The sequence below is a fragment of the Allobosea sp. P2_B12 genome (assembly GCF_056404835.1).
Window position 1 is genome coordinate 1 of record NZ_JBFUDG010000015.1, and the last position, 17,332, is coordinate 17,332.

20 protein-coding genes are annotated in these 17,332 nt (G+C 66.4%); 11 read left to right on the forward strand and 9 right to left on the reverse strand.

Annotation, left to right across the window (positions count from 1 at the left end; translation table 11 throughout):
- Positions 1-577: 577 nt before the first annotated feature.
- Together AC1DYU_RS23860 and AC1DYU_RS23865 are read left to right on the forward strand one after the other, a co-directional pair.
- Positions 578-2,602, forward strand: coding sequence for a peptidoglycan DD-metalloendopeptidase family protein (locus AC1DYU_RS23860; RefSeq protein ID WP_476793805.1), 2,025 nt, complete (start codon positions 578-580; stop codon positions 2,600-2,602).
- Between the two features lie 111 nt (positions 2,603-2,713).
- On the forward strand, positions 2,714-3,631 hold the full coding sequence (locus AC1DYU_RS23865) for an AEC family transporter (RefSeq protein WP_476793806.1): 918 nt from the start codon (positions 2,714-2,716) through the stop codon (positions 3,629-3,631).
- Between the two features lie 5 nt (positions 3,632-3,636).
- Here AC1DYU_RS23865 and gluQRS read toward each other — a convergent pair whose 3' ends face one another.
- Entirely contained in the window at positions 3,637-4,527 is an 891-nt protein-coding gene (gene gluQRS, locus AC1DYU_RS23870; protein WP_476793807.1) for a tRNA glutamyl-Q(34) synthetase GluQRS, read from the reverse strand.
- Positions 4,528-4,633: 106 nt separating this feature from the next.
- Between gluQRS and AC1DYU_RS23875 the strand changes: the two genes are divergently transcribed.
- The gene (locus tag AC1DYU_RS23875) at positions 4,634-5,278 is read left to right on the forward strand and encodes a DNA-3-methyladenine glycosylase family protein (protein WP_476793808.1); all 645 of its coding nucleotides are present in this window, start codon (positions 4,634-4,636) and stop codon (positions 5,276-5,278) included.
- A 27-nt stretch (positions 5,279-5,305) separates the two neighbouring features.
- Here AC1DYU_RS23875 and AC1DYU_RS23880 read toward each other — a convergent pair whose 3' ends face one another.
- Together AC1DYU_RS23880 and AC1DYU_RS23885 are read right to left on the reverse strand one after the other, a co-directional pair.
- Positions 5,306-6,085 carry an HpcH/HpaI aldolase family protein gene (locus tag AC1DYU_RS23880; RefSeq protein WP_476793809.1) on the reverse strand — a complete coding sequence of 260 codons (780 nt, stop codon included), beginning with the start codon at positions 6,083-6,085 and terminating at the stop codon, positions 5,306-5,308.
- Between the two features lie 189 nt (positions 6,086-6,274).
- On the reverse strand, positions 6,275-6,598 hold the full coding sequence (locus tag AC1DYU_RS23885) for a DUF1476 domain-containing protein (protein ID WP_158486952.1): 324 nt from the start codon (positions 6,596-6,598) through the stop codon (positions 6,275-6,277).
- A 372-nt stretch (positions 6,599-6,970) separates the two neighbouring features.
- On the opposite strand from AC1DYU_RS23885, the gene purC reads away from it, so the two are divergent.
- From purC to purQ, 4 genes are all read left to right on the forward strand, one after another.
- Positions 6,971-7,765, forward strand: a complete 795-nt coding sequence (purC, locus tag AC1DYU_RS23890) for a phosphoribosylaminoimidazolesuccinocarboxamide synthase (protein ID WP_054211771.1) — start codon at positions 6,971-6,973, stop codon at positions 7,763-7,765.
- Positions 7,766-7,826: 61 nt separating this feature from the next.
- Positions 7,827-8,390, forward strand: coding sequence for a putative periplasmic lipoprotein (locus tag AC1DYU_RS23895; RefSeq protein ID WP_476793810.1), 564 nt, complete (start codon positions 7,827-7,829; stop codon positions 8,388-8,390).
- Between the two features lie 82 nt (positions 8,391-8,472).
- Positions 8,473-8,715, forward strand: coding sequence for a phosphoribosylformylglycinamidine synthase subunit PurS (gene purS / locus AC1DYU_RS23900; RefSeq protein WP_476793811.1), 243 nt, complete (start codon positions 8,473-8,475; stop codon positions 8,713-8,715).
- Positions 8,716-8,719: 4 nt separating this feature from the next.
- A complete protein-coding gene (gene purQ, locus AC1DYU_RS23905; RefSeq protein ID WP_476793812.1) occupies positions 8,720-9,415 on the forward strand; it encodes a phosphoribosylformylglycinamidine synthase subunit PurQ in 696 nt (231 codons plus the stop codon).
- 109 nt (positions 9,416-9,524) lie between these two features.
- Here purQ and AC1DYU_RS23910 read toward each other — a convergent pair whose 3' ends face one another.
- The 4 genes from AC1DYU_RS23910 to AC1DYU_RS23925 form a co-directional block, all read right to left on the reverse strand.
- Complete coding sequence (locus tag AC1DYU_RS23910) at positions 9,525-10,160, reverse strand: DsbE family thiol:disulfide interchange protein (RefSeq protein WP_476793813.1); 636 nt, start codon at positions 10,158-10,160, stop codon at positions 9,525-9,527.
- A complete protein-coding gene (gene ccmD, locus AC1DYU_RS23915) occupies positions 10,157-10,330 on the reverse strand; it encodes a heme exporter protein CcmD (RefSeq protein ID WP_476793814.1) in 174 nt (57 codons plus the stop codon). The genes AC1DYU_RS23910 and ccmD overlap by 4 nt, the downstream gene beginning before the upstream one ends.
- A complete protein-coding gene (locus tag AC1DYU_RS23920) occupies positions 10,327-11,088 on the reverse strand; it encodes a heme ABC transporter permease (protein ID WP_476793815.1) in 762 nt (253 codons plus the stop codon). The genes ccmD and AC1DYU_RS23920 overlap by 4 nt, the downstream gene beginning before the upstream one ends.
- A gap of 113 nt (positions 11,089-11,201) precedes the next feature.
- On the reverse strand, positions 11,202-11,444 hold the full coding sequence (locus AC1DYU_RS23925) for a hypothetical protein (RefSeq protein ID WP_158486906.1): 243 nt from the start codon (positions 11,442-11,444) through the stop codon (positions 11,202-11,204).
- 226 nt (positions 11,445-11,670) lie between these two features.
- Between AC1DYU_RS23925 and AC1DYU_RS23930 the strand changes: the two genes are divergently transcribed.
- On the forward strand, positions 11,671-11,913 hold the full coding sequence (locus tag AC1DYU_RS23930) for a hypothetical protein (RefSeq protein ID WP_476793816.1): 243 nt from the start codon (positions 11,671-11,673) through the stop codon (positions 11,911-11,913).
- Positions 11,914-11,918: 5 nt separating this feature from the next.
- Here AC1DYU_RS23930 and ccmB read toward each other — a convergent pair whose 3' ends face one another.
- Both ccmB and ccmA read right to left on the reverse strand, forming a co-directional pair.
- A complete protein-coding gene (ccmB, locus tag AC1DYU_RS23935; protein WP_158486908.1) occupies positions 11,919-12,587 on the reverse strand; it encodes a heme exporter protein CcmB in 669 nt (222 codons plus the stop codon).
- A complete protein-coding gene (ccmA, locus tag AC1DYU_RS23940) occupies positions 12,584-13,204 on the reverse strand; it encodes a heme ABC exporter ATP-binding protein CcmA (RefSeq protein WP_158486909.1) in 621 nt (206 codons plus the stop codon). The genes ccmB and ccmA overlap by 4 nt, the downstream gene beginning before the upstream one ends.
- 232 nt (positions 13,205-13,436) lie before the next feature.
- Between ccmA and acnA the strand changes: the two genes are divergently transcribed.
- From acnA to AC1DYU_RS23955, 3 genes are all read left to right on the forward strand, one after another.
- Entirely contained in the window at positions 13,437-16,136 is a 2,700-nt protein-coding gene (gene acnA / locus AC1DYU_RS23945) for an aconitate hydratase AcnA (protein ID WP_476793817.1), read from the forward strand.
- 270 nt (positions 16,137-16,406) lie between these two features.
- Positions 16,407-16,688, forward strand: coding sequence for an acyl carrier protein (locus AC1DYU_RS23950; RefSeq protein ID WP_054211782.1), 282 nt, complete (start codon positions 16,407-16,409; stop codon positions 16,686-16,688).
- Positions 16,689-16,862: 174 nt separating this feature from the next.
- Positions 16,863-17,330, forward strand: a complete 468-nt coding sequence (locus tag AC1DYU_RS23955) for a 3-hydroxyacyl-ACP dehydratase FabZ family protein (protein ID WP_476793818.1) — start codon at positions 16,863-16,865, stop codon at positions 17,328-17,330.
- The last annotated feature ends 2 nt before the right edge of the window (positions 17,331-17,332 follow it).

Sequence of the window (17,332 nt, forward strand, 5' to 3'; positions counted from 1 at the left end):
GCACACCGAAGTCTCGTTCGATCCAGTCCTTAGACCGGATCCGCAAGAACTCCGCCGTCCACGTTTCTCTTTCTGTCTTCAGTTGTCAAACAGCGTGGCTACACAACAGACAGCAAAGCAACCGATCTCTCGGCTAGCTCGCCTTAGCGTCTCTAGGAAGCGCGTCAACAGCGCCGCTCAGCGGCGGCGCCGTCTCGATGGGCGCTTTATAGGGGCCACCACCCAACGGTGTCAACACAGGATTTGAAAGTTTTTTGACAACGGCCCCGGATCCTTCGCCGGCGAGGTTGTCCGAGGTGCAGCCTCGTCGAGCGCCTTGTACAGCACGTGCGTGCGCGTGGGCATTGCCCGCAAACAGCCGTATTCGACGGCCACAGCAGGCCCGCAGCCGCCAGCCGGATTGATTCCGGCCGGCGACACGGGCATGGTCTCGACGGACGCCGTCACGGCATCCGCAGGGGGTTCCGCTCTTCAGGTTCTCAAGGCCAAGGCGTTCGCGTCGAGGCTTGTTCGCGCAGATCGCTTCCAGGTTCGCTTCGCCTGGGATCGTCGTCTCAGGATCGCCAGACATCTCACGATGAACGCCCACCCCGAGTTCAGCATGCCGGCCGAGCCGCTTGCCCCCGAGGCAGCCGCGCTCCTGGTCGATCTCGGAATCGAGCCGCCGATCCAGCCTGCCGGCGCAAGCCAGCAGGTGCTCGACCGGCGCGGCGTCTCGCTGCGCTGGCTTGCCGCCTGTGCTCTCGTCGGCTCCTGCGGTGCGGCCCTTCTCGGCGCCGCGATCCTGGTGGCGATGCGCGGCGACACCAGCTTTCCCGAACAGCCCGAGACGGTGGCGGCCCGCGCCTCGTCTGCGGCTGGCGATGGCGGCGGAGCGCGCAAGGCCGACAAGCTCGTCGCCGGCCAGCCCGTCATGGCGGCGCGGCACTCGGTGCGCGCCCCGATGTCCCAGCGCGTCGGCAATCGCGAGGTCATCCGCGTGCGCCCCTTCGTCCGGCTCGCCTCCAGCCTGTCGCTGACCACCGGGGTCTATGCGACCAACATCCCGCCCTTCAATCCGCTACGCCTCTTCGCCGAAGGCGGTCAGCCCAATGAGCGCTACGCCGAGCCGATCCTCGACATGCCGGACGCCGACGTCACCATCGTCAAGCGCGATCTCGCCACGATCACCATCCCGCCCGGCAAGCCTCAGCTCGGCGACGCCGAGGTCATCGCGCAGATCGAGGAGGAGCGGGCCAACCTCGCGGCCTCGGGACGCCAGCGCCCGCTTCCGATTCCGCCGCAGCTGATGCTGAGCCGCACGCTGGGCGGGGCAGCCGGCCCGAGCACCGACATGTTCGCCTATGCGCCGGCGACCGACACCCGCTTCTCCGGGATCGAGGTCAGGGTCGTTCCCGAAAACCTCACCAACGCCCCCAAGACCCCGATCGCCGCCTCGCGCGAACCGCTCGTCGAGGAGAAGCTGCTGCTCGCCAAGCGCGGCGAGAATTTCGAACAGGTCATGCGCGGCGCCGGGGCGGCGCCCGACCAGATCCGCGGCATGATCCAGGCGTTCGGCGGCAAGGTCCGGACCTCCGCCCTGCCCGACGGCCAGGTGCTACAGGCGCTGTTTGCGCCAGGCCTCAATCCCGGCGACCCGCGCCAGATCGTCCGTGTCTCGCTCCTGGCCAATGGGCAGCCCGACGGCACGGTCGCCGTCAACGACAAGGGCCTCTTCGTCTCCGTCAATCTGCCCAAGCAGGAGCTGGTCGGCCCGCAGCGGCCCCAGCGCAAGAGCGATGACGAGGAGGAGGACGATGAGGGTGGCACCGGCGCGCGTCTCTATGAGAGCCTCTATGAGACCGGCATACGCCACGAGCTGCCGCGCCCGCTGATCGACGAGCTCGTCCGCATCTTCTCCTATGATCTCGATTTCCAGCAGCGCGTGCGCGGCGGCGACACGCTCGAGGTGATCTTCACCGAAGAGGACGAGGGCGAGCGAGCCGAGATCCTGTCGGCCTCGCTGACCATCGGCGGCGAGACTCGTCGGGTCTTCCGCTATCAGGCGCCCGAGGACGGGCTGATCGAGTATTTCGACGACGAGGGCAAGTCGCTGAAGAAGTTCCTGCTGCGCAAGCCGATCGCCGACGGCGAGATGCGCTCGGGCTTCGGCATGCGCTACCACCCGATCATGCGCTATTCGAAGATGCACACCGGCGTGGACTGGTCCAACCGCATCGGCACCCCGATCCTGGCCGCCGGCAACGGCACGGTGCTCGAAGCCGGCTGGTCCTCCGGCTATGGCAAGCACACCGAACTCCAGCACGCCAATGGCTATGTCACGACCTATTCGCACCAGTCGAATTTCGCCAACGGCATCGTGCCGGGCGCAAAGGTCCGCCAGGGCCAGGTCATCGGCTATCTCGGCTCGACCGGCCTCTCCACCGGCCCGCATCTGCATTACGAGGTCAAGGTCAACGGCAACTTCGTCAACCCGATGAAGATCCGCGTGCCCCGCGGCCGCGAGCTGCAGGGCCCGACCCTGGCCGAGTTCAAGCGCCAGCGCGACGAGATCCAGGGTTTGATTGAGCGTGCCGGCGGAGCGGTCGCCCTGTTGCGCTGATCGCGTGCCAGCGGCCCATAAGCGGCCCTGCTCTGCAGTGACAGCTTGACTTCCTGACTCCAAAGGCACACCGGCAAAGCTCCTTCTGTCGCTCCCGCGAATGCCGCGCCCATGCTCGCCGCCCTTCTCGTCGTTCTGCCCGTCTTCGGCCTGATCGCGCTGGGCTATCTCACGCGCTGGACGAAGCTGCTGCGCGAGACCACCGGCGAGGGCCTGTCGGATTTCGTCTTCGTGTTGGCGGTGCCGTGCCTGCTGTTCAGGACGCTGGCCAAGGCCGACATCCCCACGGCGCAGCCCTGGGGCTACTGGATCGCCTATTTCACCGGGCTGACCGTCGTCTGGGCGCTCGCCATGCTGATCGCGAGCCGCGTCTTCGCGCGCAAGGGCCCCGAGCTCGTCGTTTCCGGGTTTTCGGCGGCGCAGTCCAACACCGTCTTCGTCGGCATCCCGATGATCCTGAAGGCCTATGGCGATGCCGGCGCGGTCCCGCTCGGGCTGCTACTGGCCGTCCACCTGCCGGTAACGATGACCATCGCGACCCTGCTGGCCGAAGGCCGCTCGGCCTCGGTGACGATGCTGTTCCGGCGGCTGTTCACGCATCCGATCATCATCGGGATCATCCTCGGTGTGCTCGTACGGCCCGTCATTGCGCAGATTCCAGTGCCGTTCTGGACGCTGATCGATCTGATCGCCAATGCCGCCGTGCCCTGCGCACTGATCAGCCTCGGCATTGCCATGCGGCGTTACGGCCTTGAATCCGGCCTTGCCCTGCCGGCCGTGCTCAGCGGCCTCAAGCTCGGCCTGCACCCGCTGATTGTCTACCTGCTGGCGACCAAGGTCTTCGATATGCCGGCGCACTGGTCGGGCGTCGCCGTGCTCTTCGCCGCCTGTCCCTGCGGAATCAACGCTTATCTCTTCGCCGAGCGCTACCGCCAAGGCGTCGCCGACGCCTCAAGCGCGATCACGCTCTCGACCCTGCTCTCGCTCGTCACCACCGCCGCCTGGCTGAACTGGCTCGGCGTCGGCTGAGCCGCTCAGTCGAAGCCGAGCTGCTGCCGGATCTGTACAGCCGTGGCACCCTGCGCCCTGAGATCGGCGAGGCTTTCCGACGCACGGCTCTTCGCCAGCTTGCGGCCGCTGTCATCGGTCAGAAGCTCATGGAAATGATAGAGCGGCGTCGGCAGCCCCAGCAGGCGCTGCAGCACGACATGAATGTCGGTCGCGGCCTCCAGATCGCGCCCGCGCACGACATGAGTCACGCCCTGCAGCGCATCATCGAGCACGACGGAGAGATGATAGCTCGTCGGCACGTCCCGCCGTGCCAGCACGACATCGCCCCAGCGCGCCGGCTGGACCGTGACCGTTTCCGTGCCCCCGTCCTCGTCGATGACGGAAAAGGCGCCATCGCCCACCTCGGCGATGGCGCGGTCCATGGCGAGACGCAGCACATGCGGATCGCCCGCTGCGATACGCGCGGCTGCTGCCTCGCGATCGAAAGCGCGGCAGGTGCCCGGATAAAGCGGCGCGCCATCCGGATCGACGGGCCAGAACCGGCCGAGCCTCGCCACCTCGGCCTCGGCCGCGACGGCCGTCTTCACCCCCTGGCGCGAGCAGAAGCAGGGATAAACCAGATCGCGCGCCTGTAGCTTGGCGAGCGCAACGGCATAGTCGCCGAAATGCTCGGACTGCCGCCGCACCTTGGGCTCGAAGCCCAGCCCGAGCCAAGCGAGATCGTCGCGGAGCGCCTGTTCCAGCCCCAGTGTGCAGCGCTCGCGATCGATGTCCTCGATCCGCAGCAGCAGGCGCCCACCCATACTCGCGGCGAAGCGCTCATTGGTCAGCGCCGACAAGGCGTGCCCGAGATGCAGCCGTCCATTCGGACTCGGCGCAAAGCGGAAAACGGGTTGGGCAGGGGACGACGCCATGCTGCCTGTCTAGGATCTGCCCCGGGGACAGCCAAGCGACGAATCGGGCATCAGCCCTCAGCGCTGCTGACGCCAACCGGCCAGGGAGTGATGGTACTGGACGCAAATGACTCATCGAATCACCTGCGACGCCGATCTCGAAGAGGGCATGGCGGCCCTGCGCGCGCTCCATCCGCATTGGGCGGCGATCATCGAGCGGACCGGCATCCCGCCGCTGCGCCGGCGCGAGGGCGGCTTTGCCGGGATCGCCGCGATCATCGTCTCGCAGCAGCTTTCGGTCGCGAGCGCACGCGCCGTCCTGGCCCGGGTGGAATCGGTCTTCGGCCAGCTCACCCCGGAACGGATTCTGGCAGCGACCGATGACGAGATGCGGCTCTCGGGTCTGTCGCGACCCAAGCAGCGCACCATGCGCGCCGTCGCCGAGGCGATCACCCTGCGGCGGCTGGACCTCGAGGCGCTGGAAACGGCGACACCCGAGCAGGTCCATGCGCGGATGACCGCCGTCTCGGGGATCGGCCCCTGGACGGCGGACATCTATCTGCTGTTCTGCCTCGGCCATCGCGACGGCTTCGCGTCAGGCGATCTCGCGATCCAGGAGGCGGCGCGTGTTGCCTTCGGCCTGCCGGCGCGGCCGAAGGCAACCGCGCTGGAGGCTCTCGCGGAAAGCTGGCGGCCCTGGCGCGGCGTCGCCGCGCGCCTGCTCTGGGCCTATTACGCCGCGCTCAAGGCGCGCGAGGGCGTCAACGCCTGAAGCATCGGCCCGAAAAGTGGGTGGGCTTCAGCGCCCCAGCACCTTCAGGGCGGTGCTCGCCGCGCTGCGCAGGAAGGCGCTGTCGCTCATCACGGTGACGAGCTTCGCGCCCATATCGAGGAAGGCCTTGGCCCGCTCGGCGGACGGCGCATAGACCGCCGCCGTCTTGCCTGCCGCCGAGGCGCGCGAAATGATGTGGCGGATCGCCTCGTCGGTCTCGGCTGAGCCCGGATTGAGCTCCTTGCCGCCGGACAGAGCGATCGAGAGATCGGACGGGCCGACGAAGACGGCATCGATGCCATCGAGAGCCAGGATATCGTCGAGGATCGCCATCGCCTCGCGCGTCTCGATCATCGCGAAGGACAACGAGAAGCGGTTCGCCTCGCGCAGATAGGCGTTGGCGTCGAGCCCCGACGCCCCGAGCCCGCCATAGCTGCCCCAGCTCCGTTCGCCCATCGGCGGATACTTCGAATAGGCCGCAAACTGCCGCGCATCGGCCATGGTGTTGATCATCGGGGCGATGACGCCGGAAACGCCGGCATCGAACAGCCGCGAGACGTTCTGGAACTCGCCGACCGGAATGCGCGCGATCGCCGGCTTGCCGGCAGCATTGATCAGCGGCACCGCCCTGATCACCTCGCCGAGCGTGATCGGCCCGTGCTGCATATCCAGCGTCACGGCATCGAAACCCTCCTTCGCCAAGAGCCCGGAAATGCTGGGATCGGGCAGGCCGCACCAGGCGGAGACGATGGTGTCGCCCTTGGCAAGGCGGTCCGCGAGCGAGGACAGGACGGTCGATGTGGCCATGGTGCGTTTCATCCGTTGAAAGGCCCGCTCTTGGAGCGTCAGGCGGGTGCGCCAAAGTGGACCGGAGCGCAGCGGAAATGCAAACGGGCGCCCATGCGCCCGCTTCAACTACGTCCTGCGTTTTTGCACGCCCTGCGTTTTCAGGCGGCGCGCACTCGGGCGCAGCCGCCAGCCTCGGCGCCCGACGTCTCAGCGCCCGGCCTGGATTTCTTCGGCGGCCCGGATCAGAAGCTCCGTCATCACGCGCCGCACCTCGTCGTCGGCGACGGTAACACCGCCCGCCACGAAATCGCCCTTGACCTTGCGCACAACGTCCTCATCGCCGGCCTCCTCGAAATCGGCCACGACGACCGACTTGGCATAGGCGTCCGCATCGACACCGCTCTTGCCTAGCTTCTCCGCCGCCCACAGGCCGAGCAGCTTGTTGCGCCGCGCCGTCGCCTTGAAGCGCAGCTCTTCGTCATGGGCGAACTTGTTCTCGAAGGCGTCCTTGCGCTGATCGAAGGTCGACATGCGGTTTTCGTCCTCTTGGTAAAGAAGCGTGCCCGAGCGGGCGCGGAAAAGGGCTTGCCAGCCATATAGGGCCGCCGGTCGGGCAGGGCCAGTCCGGAATCCGGGATCGACGGCCACGCGCGACGGTTTTGAGGTCGAGCCGCGTCCCGGTTTCGCGGTCGCCAAAGACCGGTTTGTTGCGTTTGCAGTGCAGAAGGCCCATATAGCGGGCGCAACGACGGCCATCTCGGGCGTCGGCGCATTGAGCCGGCCGGCAGCGCGGTCTACGCTGATTCCAACCTGATCGGAATCAGCACGGATTCGTGCAGGACCGGCTGATCAGGGGCCCAGATCCCGCCGCAGGGCGACCTGCGTCCAGAGAAAGGCCGACCTTTGGATTTCCTCAAGCCACGGTACATCCCAATGAATCGCCGCCGTCGCATCTACGAAGGCAAGGCGAAGGTCCTCTATGAGGGACCCGAGCCCGGAACGCTGATCCAGCACTTCAAGGATGACGCCACCGCCTTCAACGCCAAGAAGCATGAAGTGATCGACGGCAAAGGCGTGCTCAACAACCGCATCTGCGAGCACATCTTCTCCAATCTGAACGATATCGGCGTTCCCACGCATTTCATCCGTCGGCTGAACATGCGCGAGCAGCTGATCCGCGAGGTCGAGATCATTCCGCTCGAGGTCGTCGTGCGCAACGTCGCCGCCGGCTCGCTCTCGACCCGGCTGGGGCTCGAGGAGGGCACGCAGCTGCCGCGCTCGATCATCGAGTTCTACTACAAGAACGACGCGCTGAACGACCCGATGGTCTCGGAAGAGCACATCACCGCCTTCGGCTGGGCGACGCCGCAGGAGATCGACGACATCATGGCGCTCGCCATCCGCGTCAACGATTTCCTCTCCGGTCTCTTTCTCGGCGCCGGCATCCGCCTCGTCGATTTCAAGATCGAATGCGGCCGTCTCTGGGAAGGCGACATGATGCGTATCGTCGTCGCCGACGAGATCAGCCCCGATTCCTGCCGGCTCTGGGACATCAAGTCGAAGGACAAGATGGACAAGGACCGCTTCCGCCACGACATGGGCGGGCTGATCGAGGCCTATACCGAAGTGGCGCGCCGCCTCGGCATCCTCGGCGAGAACGAGAAGGCCGGTCCGGCCGGCCCCCGGTTGGTCCAGTAAGCGCAAGCGCGGTGCGGTGAGCTTCCGGGCAATGCCCCCATCGACCTCAAAACGGGAGCGCATGCGCTCCCGTTTCCATGTCACGGCGCTGATTCTCGGCTGTACGATGCTGCTGTCGGCGTGCTCAAGCCACTTCGGCGCCGGCATCGCCGAACTCCCGGCCTCGCAGGGCTGGCAACCGCTGCCGATCGGCTCCTGGGTCCTGAATGAAGGGCTCGAGGCGCGCAGCATGGTGTTCTGCCCGCGCGAAACCTGCAGCAAGCAGGGTTTTGCCTCGGTCGTCGCCTTTGCCGGTCCAGAGGCACAGCGGATGGAGCAGGCACTCAGGACCGACCCGGCCAGCCTCGCCCGCATCTTCTCCAAGCCGCCAACCGACGAGAGCCGCAGCCGCAAGAAGACCAAGCCGAAAGGCCCAACCAAGAGCACCACGACCGTGACCCGCTTCGAGGCCGAAGGCGTCGCCGGCATCCTCGTCGAAATCCGGGCGAAGGACGCATCCGGCAAGAGCGCCGCCACTGCGATCCTGCACGGCCGCGAGGCCAACCGCCTCGTCGTCGCGCTCGCGGTTGCACAGGACGCCGAAGCGGCGCGCCGTGATGCGATTGCCGCATGGCGCGGCCGCTGAATCACAGCATCCCGCGCGAAAAGGTTGAGCCGGCACCGATTCGCCGCTAAGCCACGCCGGTAACGCCCTGCCGGAGAGCCCAATGAAAGCCCGTGTGACCGTCACCCTCAAGACCGGCGTGCTCGATCCGCAGGGCAAGGCGATCGAAGGCGCGTTGAAATCCCTCGGCATCGACGGCCTCAGTTCCGTCCGCCAGGGCAAGGTCTTCGACATCGAGCTCGCAGGTAGCGACAAAGCGGCCGCCGAGGCCGCGCTCAAGACGGCCTGCGACAAGCTGCTAGCCAACACCGTGATCGAGAATTACCGCGTCGAGATCGAGGGCTGACACCGTGAAAGCCGCCGTCATCACCTTTCCCGGCTCCAACCGCGACGGCGACGTCGCCAAGGCGCTGAAGCAGGCTGGCGCCAGCGTCGCCCATGTCTGGCACGCCGACACCGATCTCCCCGCCGGCATCGATCTCGTCGTGCTGCCGGGCGGCTTCTCCTATGGCGACTACCTGCGCACCGGCGCCATCGCCGGCCGCGCCAACATCATGGACGCGACCCGGGCCCATGCCGCCCGCGGCGGCTATGTGCTGGGCATCTGCAACGGATTCCAGATTGCCTGCGAGGCAGGCCTGCTGCCGGGCATCCTGATGCGCAATGCCGATCTGAAATTCGTCTGCCGCCGCCAGCACCTGACGGTCGAGCGCGCGGATACGCCTTATACATCAGCCTATGCCAAGGGGCAGGTCATCGATGTCTGCATCGCCCATGGCGAGGGCAACTACATCGCCGATCCCGAAACGCTGGCGCGGCTCGAAGGCGAGGGCCTCGTCGCCTTCCGCTATGCCGACGCGCAAGGGCAGGTCACGGCGCAGGCCAATCCCAACGGCTCGCTGAACGGCATCGCCGGCATCTATTCGCCCGGCTTCAACGTGCTCGGCCTGATGCCGCATCCCGAGAACCTGATCGATTCGCTCACCGGCGGCACCGATGGCCGCGGCATGTTCGACAGCCTGATGGGCGGGAAACTGGCAGCGTAAAGCCGTCATTCTCGGGCGAAGCGAAGATCCGAGAATCTCAGGCCGGATGAGGCACCGGAAGTTTCTGGTCACGAGATGCTCGGGTCAAGCCCGAGCATGACGCTCTCGGTTACTTCCCCGCCATCGCCCGCGCCAGCAACCTGCCGGCGCTCGCGGCGTCGAGCGCGCCGACATGCTTTTCCAGGATGCGTCCATCCGGCCCGATCACGAAGGTCTCTGGCACGCCATAGACACCCCATTCGATCGCGGCCCGTCCCGGCCGGTCGACGCCGACGGCGGAATAGGGATTGCCGAGCGCGCCGAGGAAGCGCCGGGCATTCTCGGCCTCGTCCTTGTAGTTCAGACCGACGACCGCGACCTTGCCCGCCTTGACGGCGGGCGCATCCGCCAGCGCCACCAGGAAGGGATGCTCGACCCGGCAGGGCGCGCACCAGCTCGCAAAGACGTTGACGATGGTGGCGCGCCCAGCCGCGAGATCGGCCATGCCGAAGGCCGGCACCGGGCGCCCGTCGCGCTGCAGCCCTTCGAGCGCGGTCAGCGTGATGGCCGGCGCTGGCCTGCCGATCAGGGCGGACGGCACCTTGCTGCTGTCGCCGGAAAACAGCCCGACCAGGAAAACCCCGGCAAGGGCGGCAAACACCAGCAACGGAATGAGAAAGACCAGCGACGAACGCCGGCGCGGCGCGATCTCGTTGTCGCTTTCGACTTGGTCGCCCTCGACCGGATTGCTCTCGACCTGGCTCATGGCGCAGCCTGCCCCGGGCGACGGCCGACGCCGCGTTGCTCCAGCGCCGCGAGCGCCCGCTTCTGCGCCCGGTGATCGAGGACGACAGTCGCGATCAGCCCGCCCAGCACGATCACGACGGCGGCATAGGATGCCAGGATGAAACCGGCATGGGGGCCGAGCGTGCTCATGCCGGCAATCCTTGGGCAGCAAGCCCGTCAAGCCGCTCGGCCTCGAGGATCGTCAGCGTGCGCACCCGCCGGCGCATGATCTCGGCGCGCATCGCGACAAGATGCAGCGCCAGTGCCAGGCAGGTGAAGCCGACCGCCAGGATCAGAAGCGGCCAGAGCATCGAGGGATGGATCGAAGGCCCGTCCAGGCGCAGCACCGAGGCCGGCTGGTGCAGCGTGTTCCACCAATCGACCGAGAACTTGATGATCGGCACGTTGACGAAACCGATCAGCGTCAGGATCGCAACCGCTCGGCCGGCGCGGGACGGCTCGTCCAGCGTGCGCCACAGCGCGATGATGCCGAGATAGATCAGGAGCAGCACCAGAACCGAGGTCAAACGCGCATCCCAGACCCAATAGGTGCCCCACATTGGCTTGCCCCAGAAGGCGCCGGTCAACAGACAGATCAAGGCGAAGCAGGCGCCGATCGGAGCCGCTGCCTTCTGCGCGACATCGGCGAGCGGATGCCGCCAGACCAGCGTTCCAAGCGCCGCGATCGTCATCACCGTATAGAACATCAGCGCCAGCCAGGCGGCGGGCACATGCACGAACATGATGCGGATGGTCTCGCCCTGCTGATAGTCGGCCGGAGCGACGAACCAGGCGAGATAGAAACCGACAGCCAGCAGCAGCACGGCCGCGCCCGTAAGCCAGGGCAGCACGACAGCCGAAAGGCGCATGAAGCGCGTTGGATTTGCCAGGTCGATCAGGCCAGCCATGTCATCGCATCATGCTCGGGGACTGCCCCACAGCTGCCCCGGCAGCTTTACCAATGTGGGCCCGCGCCAGCAATGCGCTTGCGGATCATGCGACACCGACGACGCGAAGCGGATCAGCCGCTTTCCTCTTGCGCCGATTCGGGCGAATTGTCCTGGCCGACGACACCGAAATCCTGCGAACGAACGCCTTCTCCGGCGATGCTGAAGCCTTCCGCCGCTAGGCCACGACGAAGCAATTCGCGCACGGCCGCCGCCCGGCTCGGCATCCGCTTGTCGAAACGCCAGTCTTCCAGAGCCCGCAACTCACTCTGACTTAACATGATTTGAAGGCGCTCAGGCCGCTCCAATGCCGTCATCGATCGATTCCGCTAAATACCCCGAATGAGTAAGAGACACATTGCACCTATTTGGCGGGCAATCAATATTCGTGGGGATCACCGCTTTATGAGCACGGATAGACACGGACTCATTCGGCGACGTCGCAGCTGTTTGCTAACAGTTTGAAGAAATTGATATATTTCCCCTTGGGGTTGCCGACTGATCCTCGACCCGCTAACCTCCCGTAGCGGAAAAGGAGAATCCATGCCCGAGCGATTGTCAGATGACATCCAGCGCGAGGTCGAGGCGACGATCCGCTTGAAGGCGAGCGAATCTCGGATCGTCGACGTTCACACGACCGTCGAGGAGATCCGCCTCCGGCATGCCGTCCCCGAGATCCGCATCGCAGATGTCGCGGTGATCGTGGCCCGGCTCGCCGCCCAATATGGCTGCGCCGTCGAATTGAGCGGGCAACGCGCCGAGCCGCACAGCAAGCCATCGGCCTGACCGGACTACTCCGCCTGTCGCAGGGCTGCTGCCGCGGCCAGCGTGCCGATGACGATGGCCGCGAGCGAGAGCGCGCACAGGATTAGGAACGGCGTCAGGAACGGGATCGTCCCGCCGAGCGCGGCGTTCGCCGCCGAAACGCCAAAGATCAGCACCGGCACGGTCAATGGCGCGACCAGAACAGGCAGGATTAGCCCGCCCCGGCGCAACCCGGCGGTCAGCGCCGCACCACCTGCGCCGATGAAGCTCAGTGCCGGCGTGCCGACCAGCAGCGTCGCGGCGACCGGCAGCATCGCCTCGGGCGGCAAGGCCACGAGCAGGCCGAGCAGCGGCGCCGCCAGCGCCAGCGGCAGGCCGGTGGTCAGCCAATGTGCCAGTCCCTTGGCCAGCACGGCGAGTTCGAGCGGCAGCACCGATGCACGGATCAGGTCGAGCGAACCATCCTCCTCATCGGCCTGAAACAACCGGTCGAGCCCGATCAGCACGGACAACAGAGCCCCAAGCCACAGGATGGCCGGACCGATTCGCGACAGCAGATTGAGATCCGGGCCGAGCGCGAACGGCACCAGCACCACGATCGTCAGGAAGAAGACCAGCGCGAGTTCGCCACCGCCGCCAGCACGCGAGGCCAGCGCGAGGTCGCGCCTGAGGATGGCGAGAAAGGCGCGGGTCACGGGCCGATCCTCAATTCCCGCGCGCCATCGAGCCCCAGCGGACCATGCGTCGCGGCCAGAATCGCCCCGCCCTGCGCCAGATGCGCCCGCATCAACCCCGTCAGCATCGACTGCGCGGCAAGGTCGAGTGCCGCCATCGGTTCGTCGAGCAGCCAAAACGGCCGCCGCGACACCAAAAGCCGGGCCAGCGCGACACGCCGGCGCTGCCCGGCCGAGAGATAGCCGACCGGCAGCGCCGCGACATGCGGCAGCCCGACAGCCGCCAGGGCTTCTGCCGCCGACAAAGCGTCGCCGCCGAGCAGCGCCTGCGCGAAAGCGAGGTTCTCCCGCGCCGTCAGCGCCGTCTTCAGCCCGTCGCGATGCCCAACGAGGTGGATCAGCTCAGTCGCTGGGGCCTCGGGCGCGCCCTCCACCCGAATCGTTCCGGCATCCGGCCGCAGCCGTCCGCACAGCATCGCGAGCAGGCTCGACTTGCCGGCCCCATTGCGCCCCGTCAGCGCGATCACCTCGCCATTTCCAAGGCGAAAGTCCAATCCGTCGAAGATCAGGCGGCCGCCGCGACGGCAGCCGAGAGTCTCAGCGCTGAGGGTGAGAGCGGGGTACGAAAATGGCGTCAAGGCCGAAGCGTCTTCCGGAACGTCAGGACAGAGCGTGAATGCGCTTCGTTCATGTAGCGGGCTTCTTGGAATTGCTCTATAGAACCCGTGGCTACGCCGCACGCCGATCCGGCGCGGGGCTCGGGCACTCCCGAGGCGGCGCGCGCGTCATGCGCATTAGGCCTTCGATCCGGCGATCCCGCAAGGCGTCTGTCGGTTCGCGACCGCAACCCCTTGATCAGGATCAGCCCGCATGGCTTCGCTCGACTCATTCAAATGCCGCCAGACACTGACGGTTGGCACCAAGTCCTATGAATATTATTCCCTGCCGCTCGCCGAGCAGAACGGCCTGACCGGCATCTCGAAACTGCCCTTCTCGATGAAGGTGCTGCTCGAGAACCTGCTGCGCTTCGAGGATGGCCGTTCGGTCTACAAGGCCGACATCGAGGGCTTCGTCGCCTGGCTGACCGACAAGGGCACCGCCGGCAAGGAGATCGGCTTCCGTCCGGCACGCGTGCTGATGCAGGACTTCACCGGCGTTCCCGCCGTCGTCGACCTCGCCGCGATGCGTGACGGCGTCGTCGCGCTCGGCGGCGACCCGGCCAAGATCAACCCGCTCGTCCCGGTCGATCTCGTCATCGACCACTCGGTCATCGTCGACGAGTTCGGCACGCCCAAGGCGCTCGCGCAGAACGTCGAGCTCGAATATGAGCGCAACGCCGAGCGCTACCGCTTCCTGAAATGGGGCCAGGGCGCCTTCGACAATTTCCGCGTTGTCCCGCCCGGCACCGGCATCTGCCACCAGGTCAATCTCGAATACCTCGCCCAGACCGTCTGGACCCGGAAGGAGACCATCGACGGTGTCGAGGTCGAGGTCGCCTATCCCGACACGGTCGTCGGCACCGATTCGCACACCACCATGGTCAACGGCCTGGCCGTGCTCGGCTGGGGCGTCGGCGGCATCGAGGCGGAAGCCGCGATGCTCGGCCAGCCGCAGTCGATGCTGCTGCCCGAGGTGATCGGCTTCAAGCTGACCGGCGCGCTCAAGGAAGGCATCACCGCCACCGACCTCGTGCTGACCGTCACCCAGATGCTGCGCAAGAAGGGCGTCGTCGGCAAGTTCGTCGAATTCTTCGGGCCGGGCCTCTACAACCTGACGCTGGCCGACCGCGCCACGATCGCCAATATGGGTCCGGAATACGGCGCCACCTGCGGCTTCTTCCCGGTCGATGCCGAGACGCTGGAATACCTCACCACGACCGGCCGCAGCACCGACCGGATCGCGCTGGTCGAGGCCTACAGCAAGGCGCAAGGCCTGTTCGCGACGATCGAGACCGCCGACCCGGTCTTCACCGACACGCTGGAGCTCGACCTCTCCTCGGTCCAGCCCTCGATGGCCGGCCCCAAGCGTCCGGAAGGCCGCATCGACCTGAACGGCGTCGCCAGCGGCTTCAAGGCCGCGATGGACACCGAATACAAGAAGGGCACCGAAATCGCCCGCCGTGTGCCGGTCGAGGGCCAGTCCTTCGATCTCGGCCATGGCGACGTCGTCATCGCCGCCATCACCTCCTGCACCAACACCTCGAACCCCTCGGTGCTGATGGCGGCGGGCCTGCTCGCCCGCAACGCCGTCGCCAAGGGCCTCAAGGTCAAGCCCTGGGTGAAGACCTCGCTGGCGCCCGGCTCGCAGGTCGTCGCCGAATATCTCGCCAAGGCCGGTCTCCAGACCGATCTCGACACGCTCGGCTTCAACCTGGTCGGCTTCGGCTGCACCACCTGCATCGGCAATTCCGGCCCGCTGCCGGCGCCGATCTCCAAGGCGATCAACGAGCAGGGCCTGATCGCCGGCGCCGTCATCTCCGGCAACCGCAACTTCGAGGGCCGCGTCTCGCCCGACGTGCAGGCCAACTATCTCGCCTCGCCGCCGCTGGTCGTCGCCTATGCGCTCGCCGGCTCGGTGCAGATGGATCTGACGACCGAGCCGCTCGGGCTCGGTTCGGATGGCAAGCCCGTCTTCCTCAAGGACATCTGGCCCTCCAACAAGGAGATCCAGAGCTTCATCCGCGAGAACGTCACGCGCGCCATCTTCGAGGCGAAATATGCCGACGTCTTCAAGGGCGACGCGCATTGGCAGGCGGTTAAGACCCCGGAAAGCCAGACCTATGCCTGGGAGGACGCCTCGACCTACGTCCAGAACCCGCCCTATTTCCAGGGCATCAGCAAGACGCCCTCGCCGGTCACCGAGATCGTCGGCGCGCGCATCCTCGGCCTGTTCGGCGACAAGATCACCACCGACCACATCTCGCCAGCCGGTTCGATCAAGGCGGCCTCGCCCGCCGGCGCCTATCTCTCGGAGCATGGCGTCGCGGTGGCTGACTTCAACCAGTACGGCACGCGTCGCGGCAATCACGAGGTGATGATGCGCGGCACCTTCGCCAATATCCGCATCCGCAACCATATGATGGGTCCCAACGGGCGCGAGGGCGGCTACACCATCCACTATCCGAGCAAGGAAGAACTGCCGATCTATGACGCGGCGATGCGCTACCAGCAGGAGAAGGTGCCGCTGGTCGTCTTCGCCGGCGTCGAATACGGCAACGGCTCCTCGCGCGACTGGGCCGCGAAGGGCACCAACCTGCTCGGCGTCAAGGCCGTGATCGCGCAGAGCTTCGAGCGCATCCACCGCTCGAACCTGGTCGGCATGGGCGTGGTTCCCTTCACACTGCTGGAAGGTACGAGCTGGGCTTCGCTCGATCTCAAGGGCGACGAGAGCGTCACGATCCGCGGCCTCGCCACGGTCAAGCCGCGCCAGATGCTCGAAGCCGAGATCACCTATGCCGACGGCACGGTGAAGAAGGTGCCGATCCTCTGCCGCATCGATACGCTGGACGAGATCGACTACTTCAAGAACGCCGGCATCCTGCACTACGTCCTGCGCGGCATCGCCGCCTGAGTTCGGCGTCGCGCTGAGCACTCATCGTCATGGTCGGGCTTGTCCCGACCATCCACGTCTTCGCTGACGACAGACGTTCAAGGCGTGGATGCTCGGCACAAGGCCGAGCATGACGGCATGGCAGCCGGCGACCGGCAAGGTTGTCCTCTCCCGCCCCCCGGTGTAAGGGGGCGTCACAGTCATCCTTGGCGGGGGGCTTGGGGCAGGCGCAGGGCTAACACCCGCGCCCGGATGTCGTCCGCCTCCATCATCAAAGACGGGAGCACCCGCATGTCCGCCACGTTCGAGACGGTCGCCGGAATTATTTCGGAGACCTGCGACATTCCACGCGAGAAGATCACGCCGGAAAGCCATGCCATTGCCGATCTCGGCATCGACTCGCTCGCCTTCCTCGACATCGCCTTCGCGATCGACAAGGCTTTCGGCATCAAGCTGCCGCTCGAACAGTGGACGCAGGAAGTCAACGAGGGCAAGGCCCCCGCCGAGCAGTATTTCGTGCTCGAAAACCTCTGCAAGCGCATCGACGATCTCGTCGCCGCCAAAGCGGCCTGAGCCAGACACTATCGACACCCCCTGAGCCCCTTTTCCCGAGCCGCCGATGGCGATCCTCGGGCCGGGGGGCTATGGACGTTCAGGATGGACGATCTTGAGCGGGACGGCCTCAGCCGTTAGAGCATAGCCGCGTCGGAGCGGGCTTCGACACGCGTCATCGACGATCGGAAGCGCATGCGCCTCGAATATTTCGACATGATCGACACGGTCGTGGCTTTCGAGCCGGGCGAAAAGCGCATCACGACGCGTTCGACCGTCCCGGCAGCCGACGCCAGCCCGGTCTTCGAGGGGCATTTCCCCGGCCACCCGCTGGTGCCGGGCGTGCTGCTGACCGAAACCATGGCGCAGGCCTCCGGCTATCTCCTGCTCGGCCTGAACGGGCTGACGCAAATGCCCTTCCTGATGACGGTCGACAAGGCGCGCTTTCGCACCTTCGTCGAGCCCGGCGCCGTTCTCGACGTCACCGCCGAACTGGTGATCGAGGGCTCGGGCTATGCCGCGACCAAGGCCGCGATCACCATCGACGGCAAGCCGATCTGCGATGCGCAGCTTCGTTTCCGCCTGATGCCCTTCCCGGCCGACATGCGGACCCTGATGGAGGCCCGCATCAAGGCGATCGGCCTCGTACCGGAACAGGCCTGACC

Bases quoted from the DNA above. Each gene is read 5' to 3' on its own strand.
- gluQRS (WP_476793807.1), bottom strand. From the start codon at position 4,527: ATGGCGTCGTCCCCTGCCCAACCCGTTTTCCGCTTTGCGCCGAGTCCG.
- AC1DYU_RS23930 (WP_476793816.1), top strand. From the start codon at position 11,671: ATGCCCGAGCGATTGTCAGATGACATCCAGCGCGAGGTCGAGGCGACG.
- AC1DYU_RS23910 (WP_476793813.1), bottom strand. From the start codon at position 10,160: ATGAGCCAGGTCGAGAGCAATCCGGTCGAGGGCGACCAAGTCGAAAGC.
- AC1DYU_RS23920 (WP_476793815.1), bottom strand. From the start codon at position 11,088: ATGGCTGGCCTGATCGACCTGGCAAATCCAACGCGCTTCATGCGCCTT.
- AC1DYU_RS23925 (WP_158486906.1), bottom strand. From the start codon at position 11,444: ATGACGGCATTGGAGCGGCCTGAGCGCCTTCAAATCATGTTAAGTCAG.
- AC1DYU_RS23860 (WP_476793805.1), top strand. From the start codon at position 578: ATGAACGCCCACCCCGAGTTCAGCATGCCGGCCGAGCCGCTTGCCCCC.
- AC1DYU_RS23875 (WP_476793808.1), top strand. From the start codon at position 4,634: ATGACTCATCGAATCACCTGCGACGCCGATCTCGAAGAGGGCATGGCG.
- AC1DYU_RS23895 (WP_476793810.1), top strand. From the start codon at position 7,827: ATGCGCTCCCGTTTCCATGTCACGGCGCTGATTCTCGGCTGTACGATG.
- AC1DYU_RS23955 (WP_476793818.1), top strand. From the start codon at position 16,863: ATGCGCCTCGAATATTTCGACATGATCGACACGGTCGTGGCTTTCGAG.
- AC1DYU_RS23880 (WP_476793809.1), bottom strand. From the start codon at position 6,085: ATGGCCACATCGACCGTCCTGTCCTCGCTCGCGGACCGCCTTGCCAAG.
- purS (WP_476793811.1), top strand. From the start codon at position 8,473: ATGAAAGCCCGTGTGACCGTCACCCTCAAGACCGGCGTGCTCGATCCG.
- ccmD (WP_476793814.1), bottom strand. From the start codon at position 10,330: ATGAGCACGCTCGGCCCCCATGCCGGTTTCATCCTGGCATCCTATGCC.
- AC1DYU_RS23950 (WP_054211782.1), top strand. From the start codon at position 16,407: ATGTCCGCCACGTTCGAGACGGTCGCCGGAATTATTTCGGAGACCTGC.
- AC1DYU_RS23885 (WP_158486952.1), bottom strand. From the start codon at position 6,598: ATGTCGACCTTCGATCAGCGCAAGGACGCCTTCGAGAACAAGTTCGCC.
- acnA (WP_476793817.1), top strand. From the start codon at position 13,437: ATGGCTTCGCTCGACTCATTCAAATGCCGCCAGACACTGACGGTTGGC.
- AC1DYU_RS23865 (WP_476793806.1), top strand. From the start codon at position 2,714: ATGCTCGCCGCCCTTCTCGTCGTTCTGCCCGTCTTCGGCCTGATCGCG.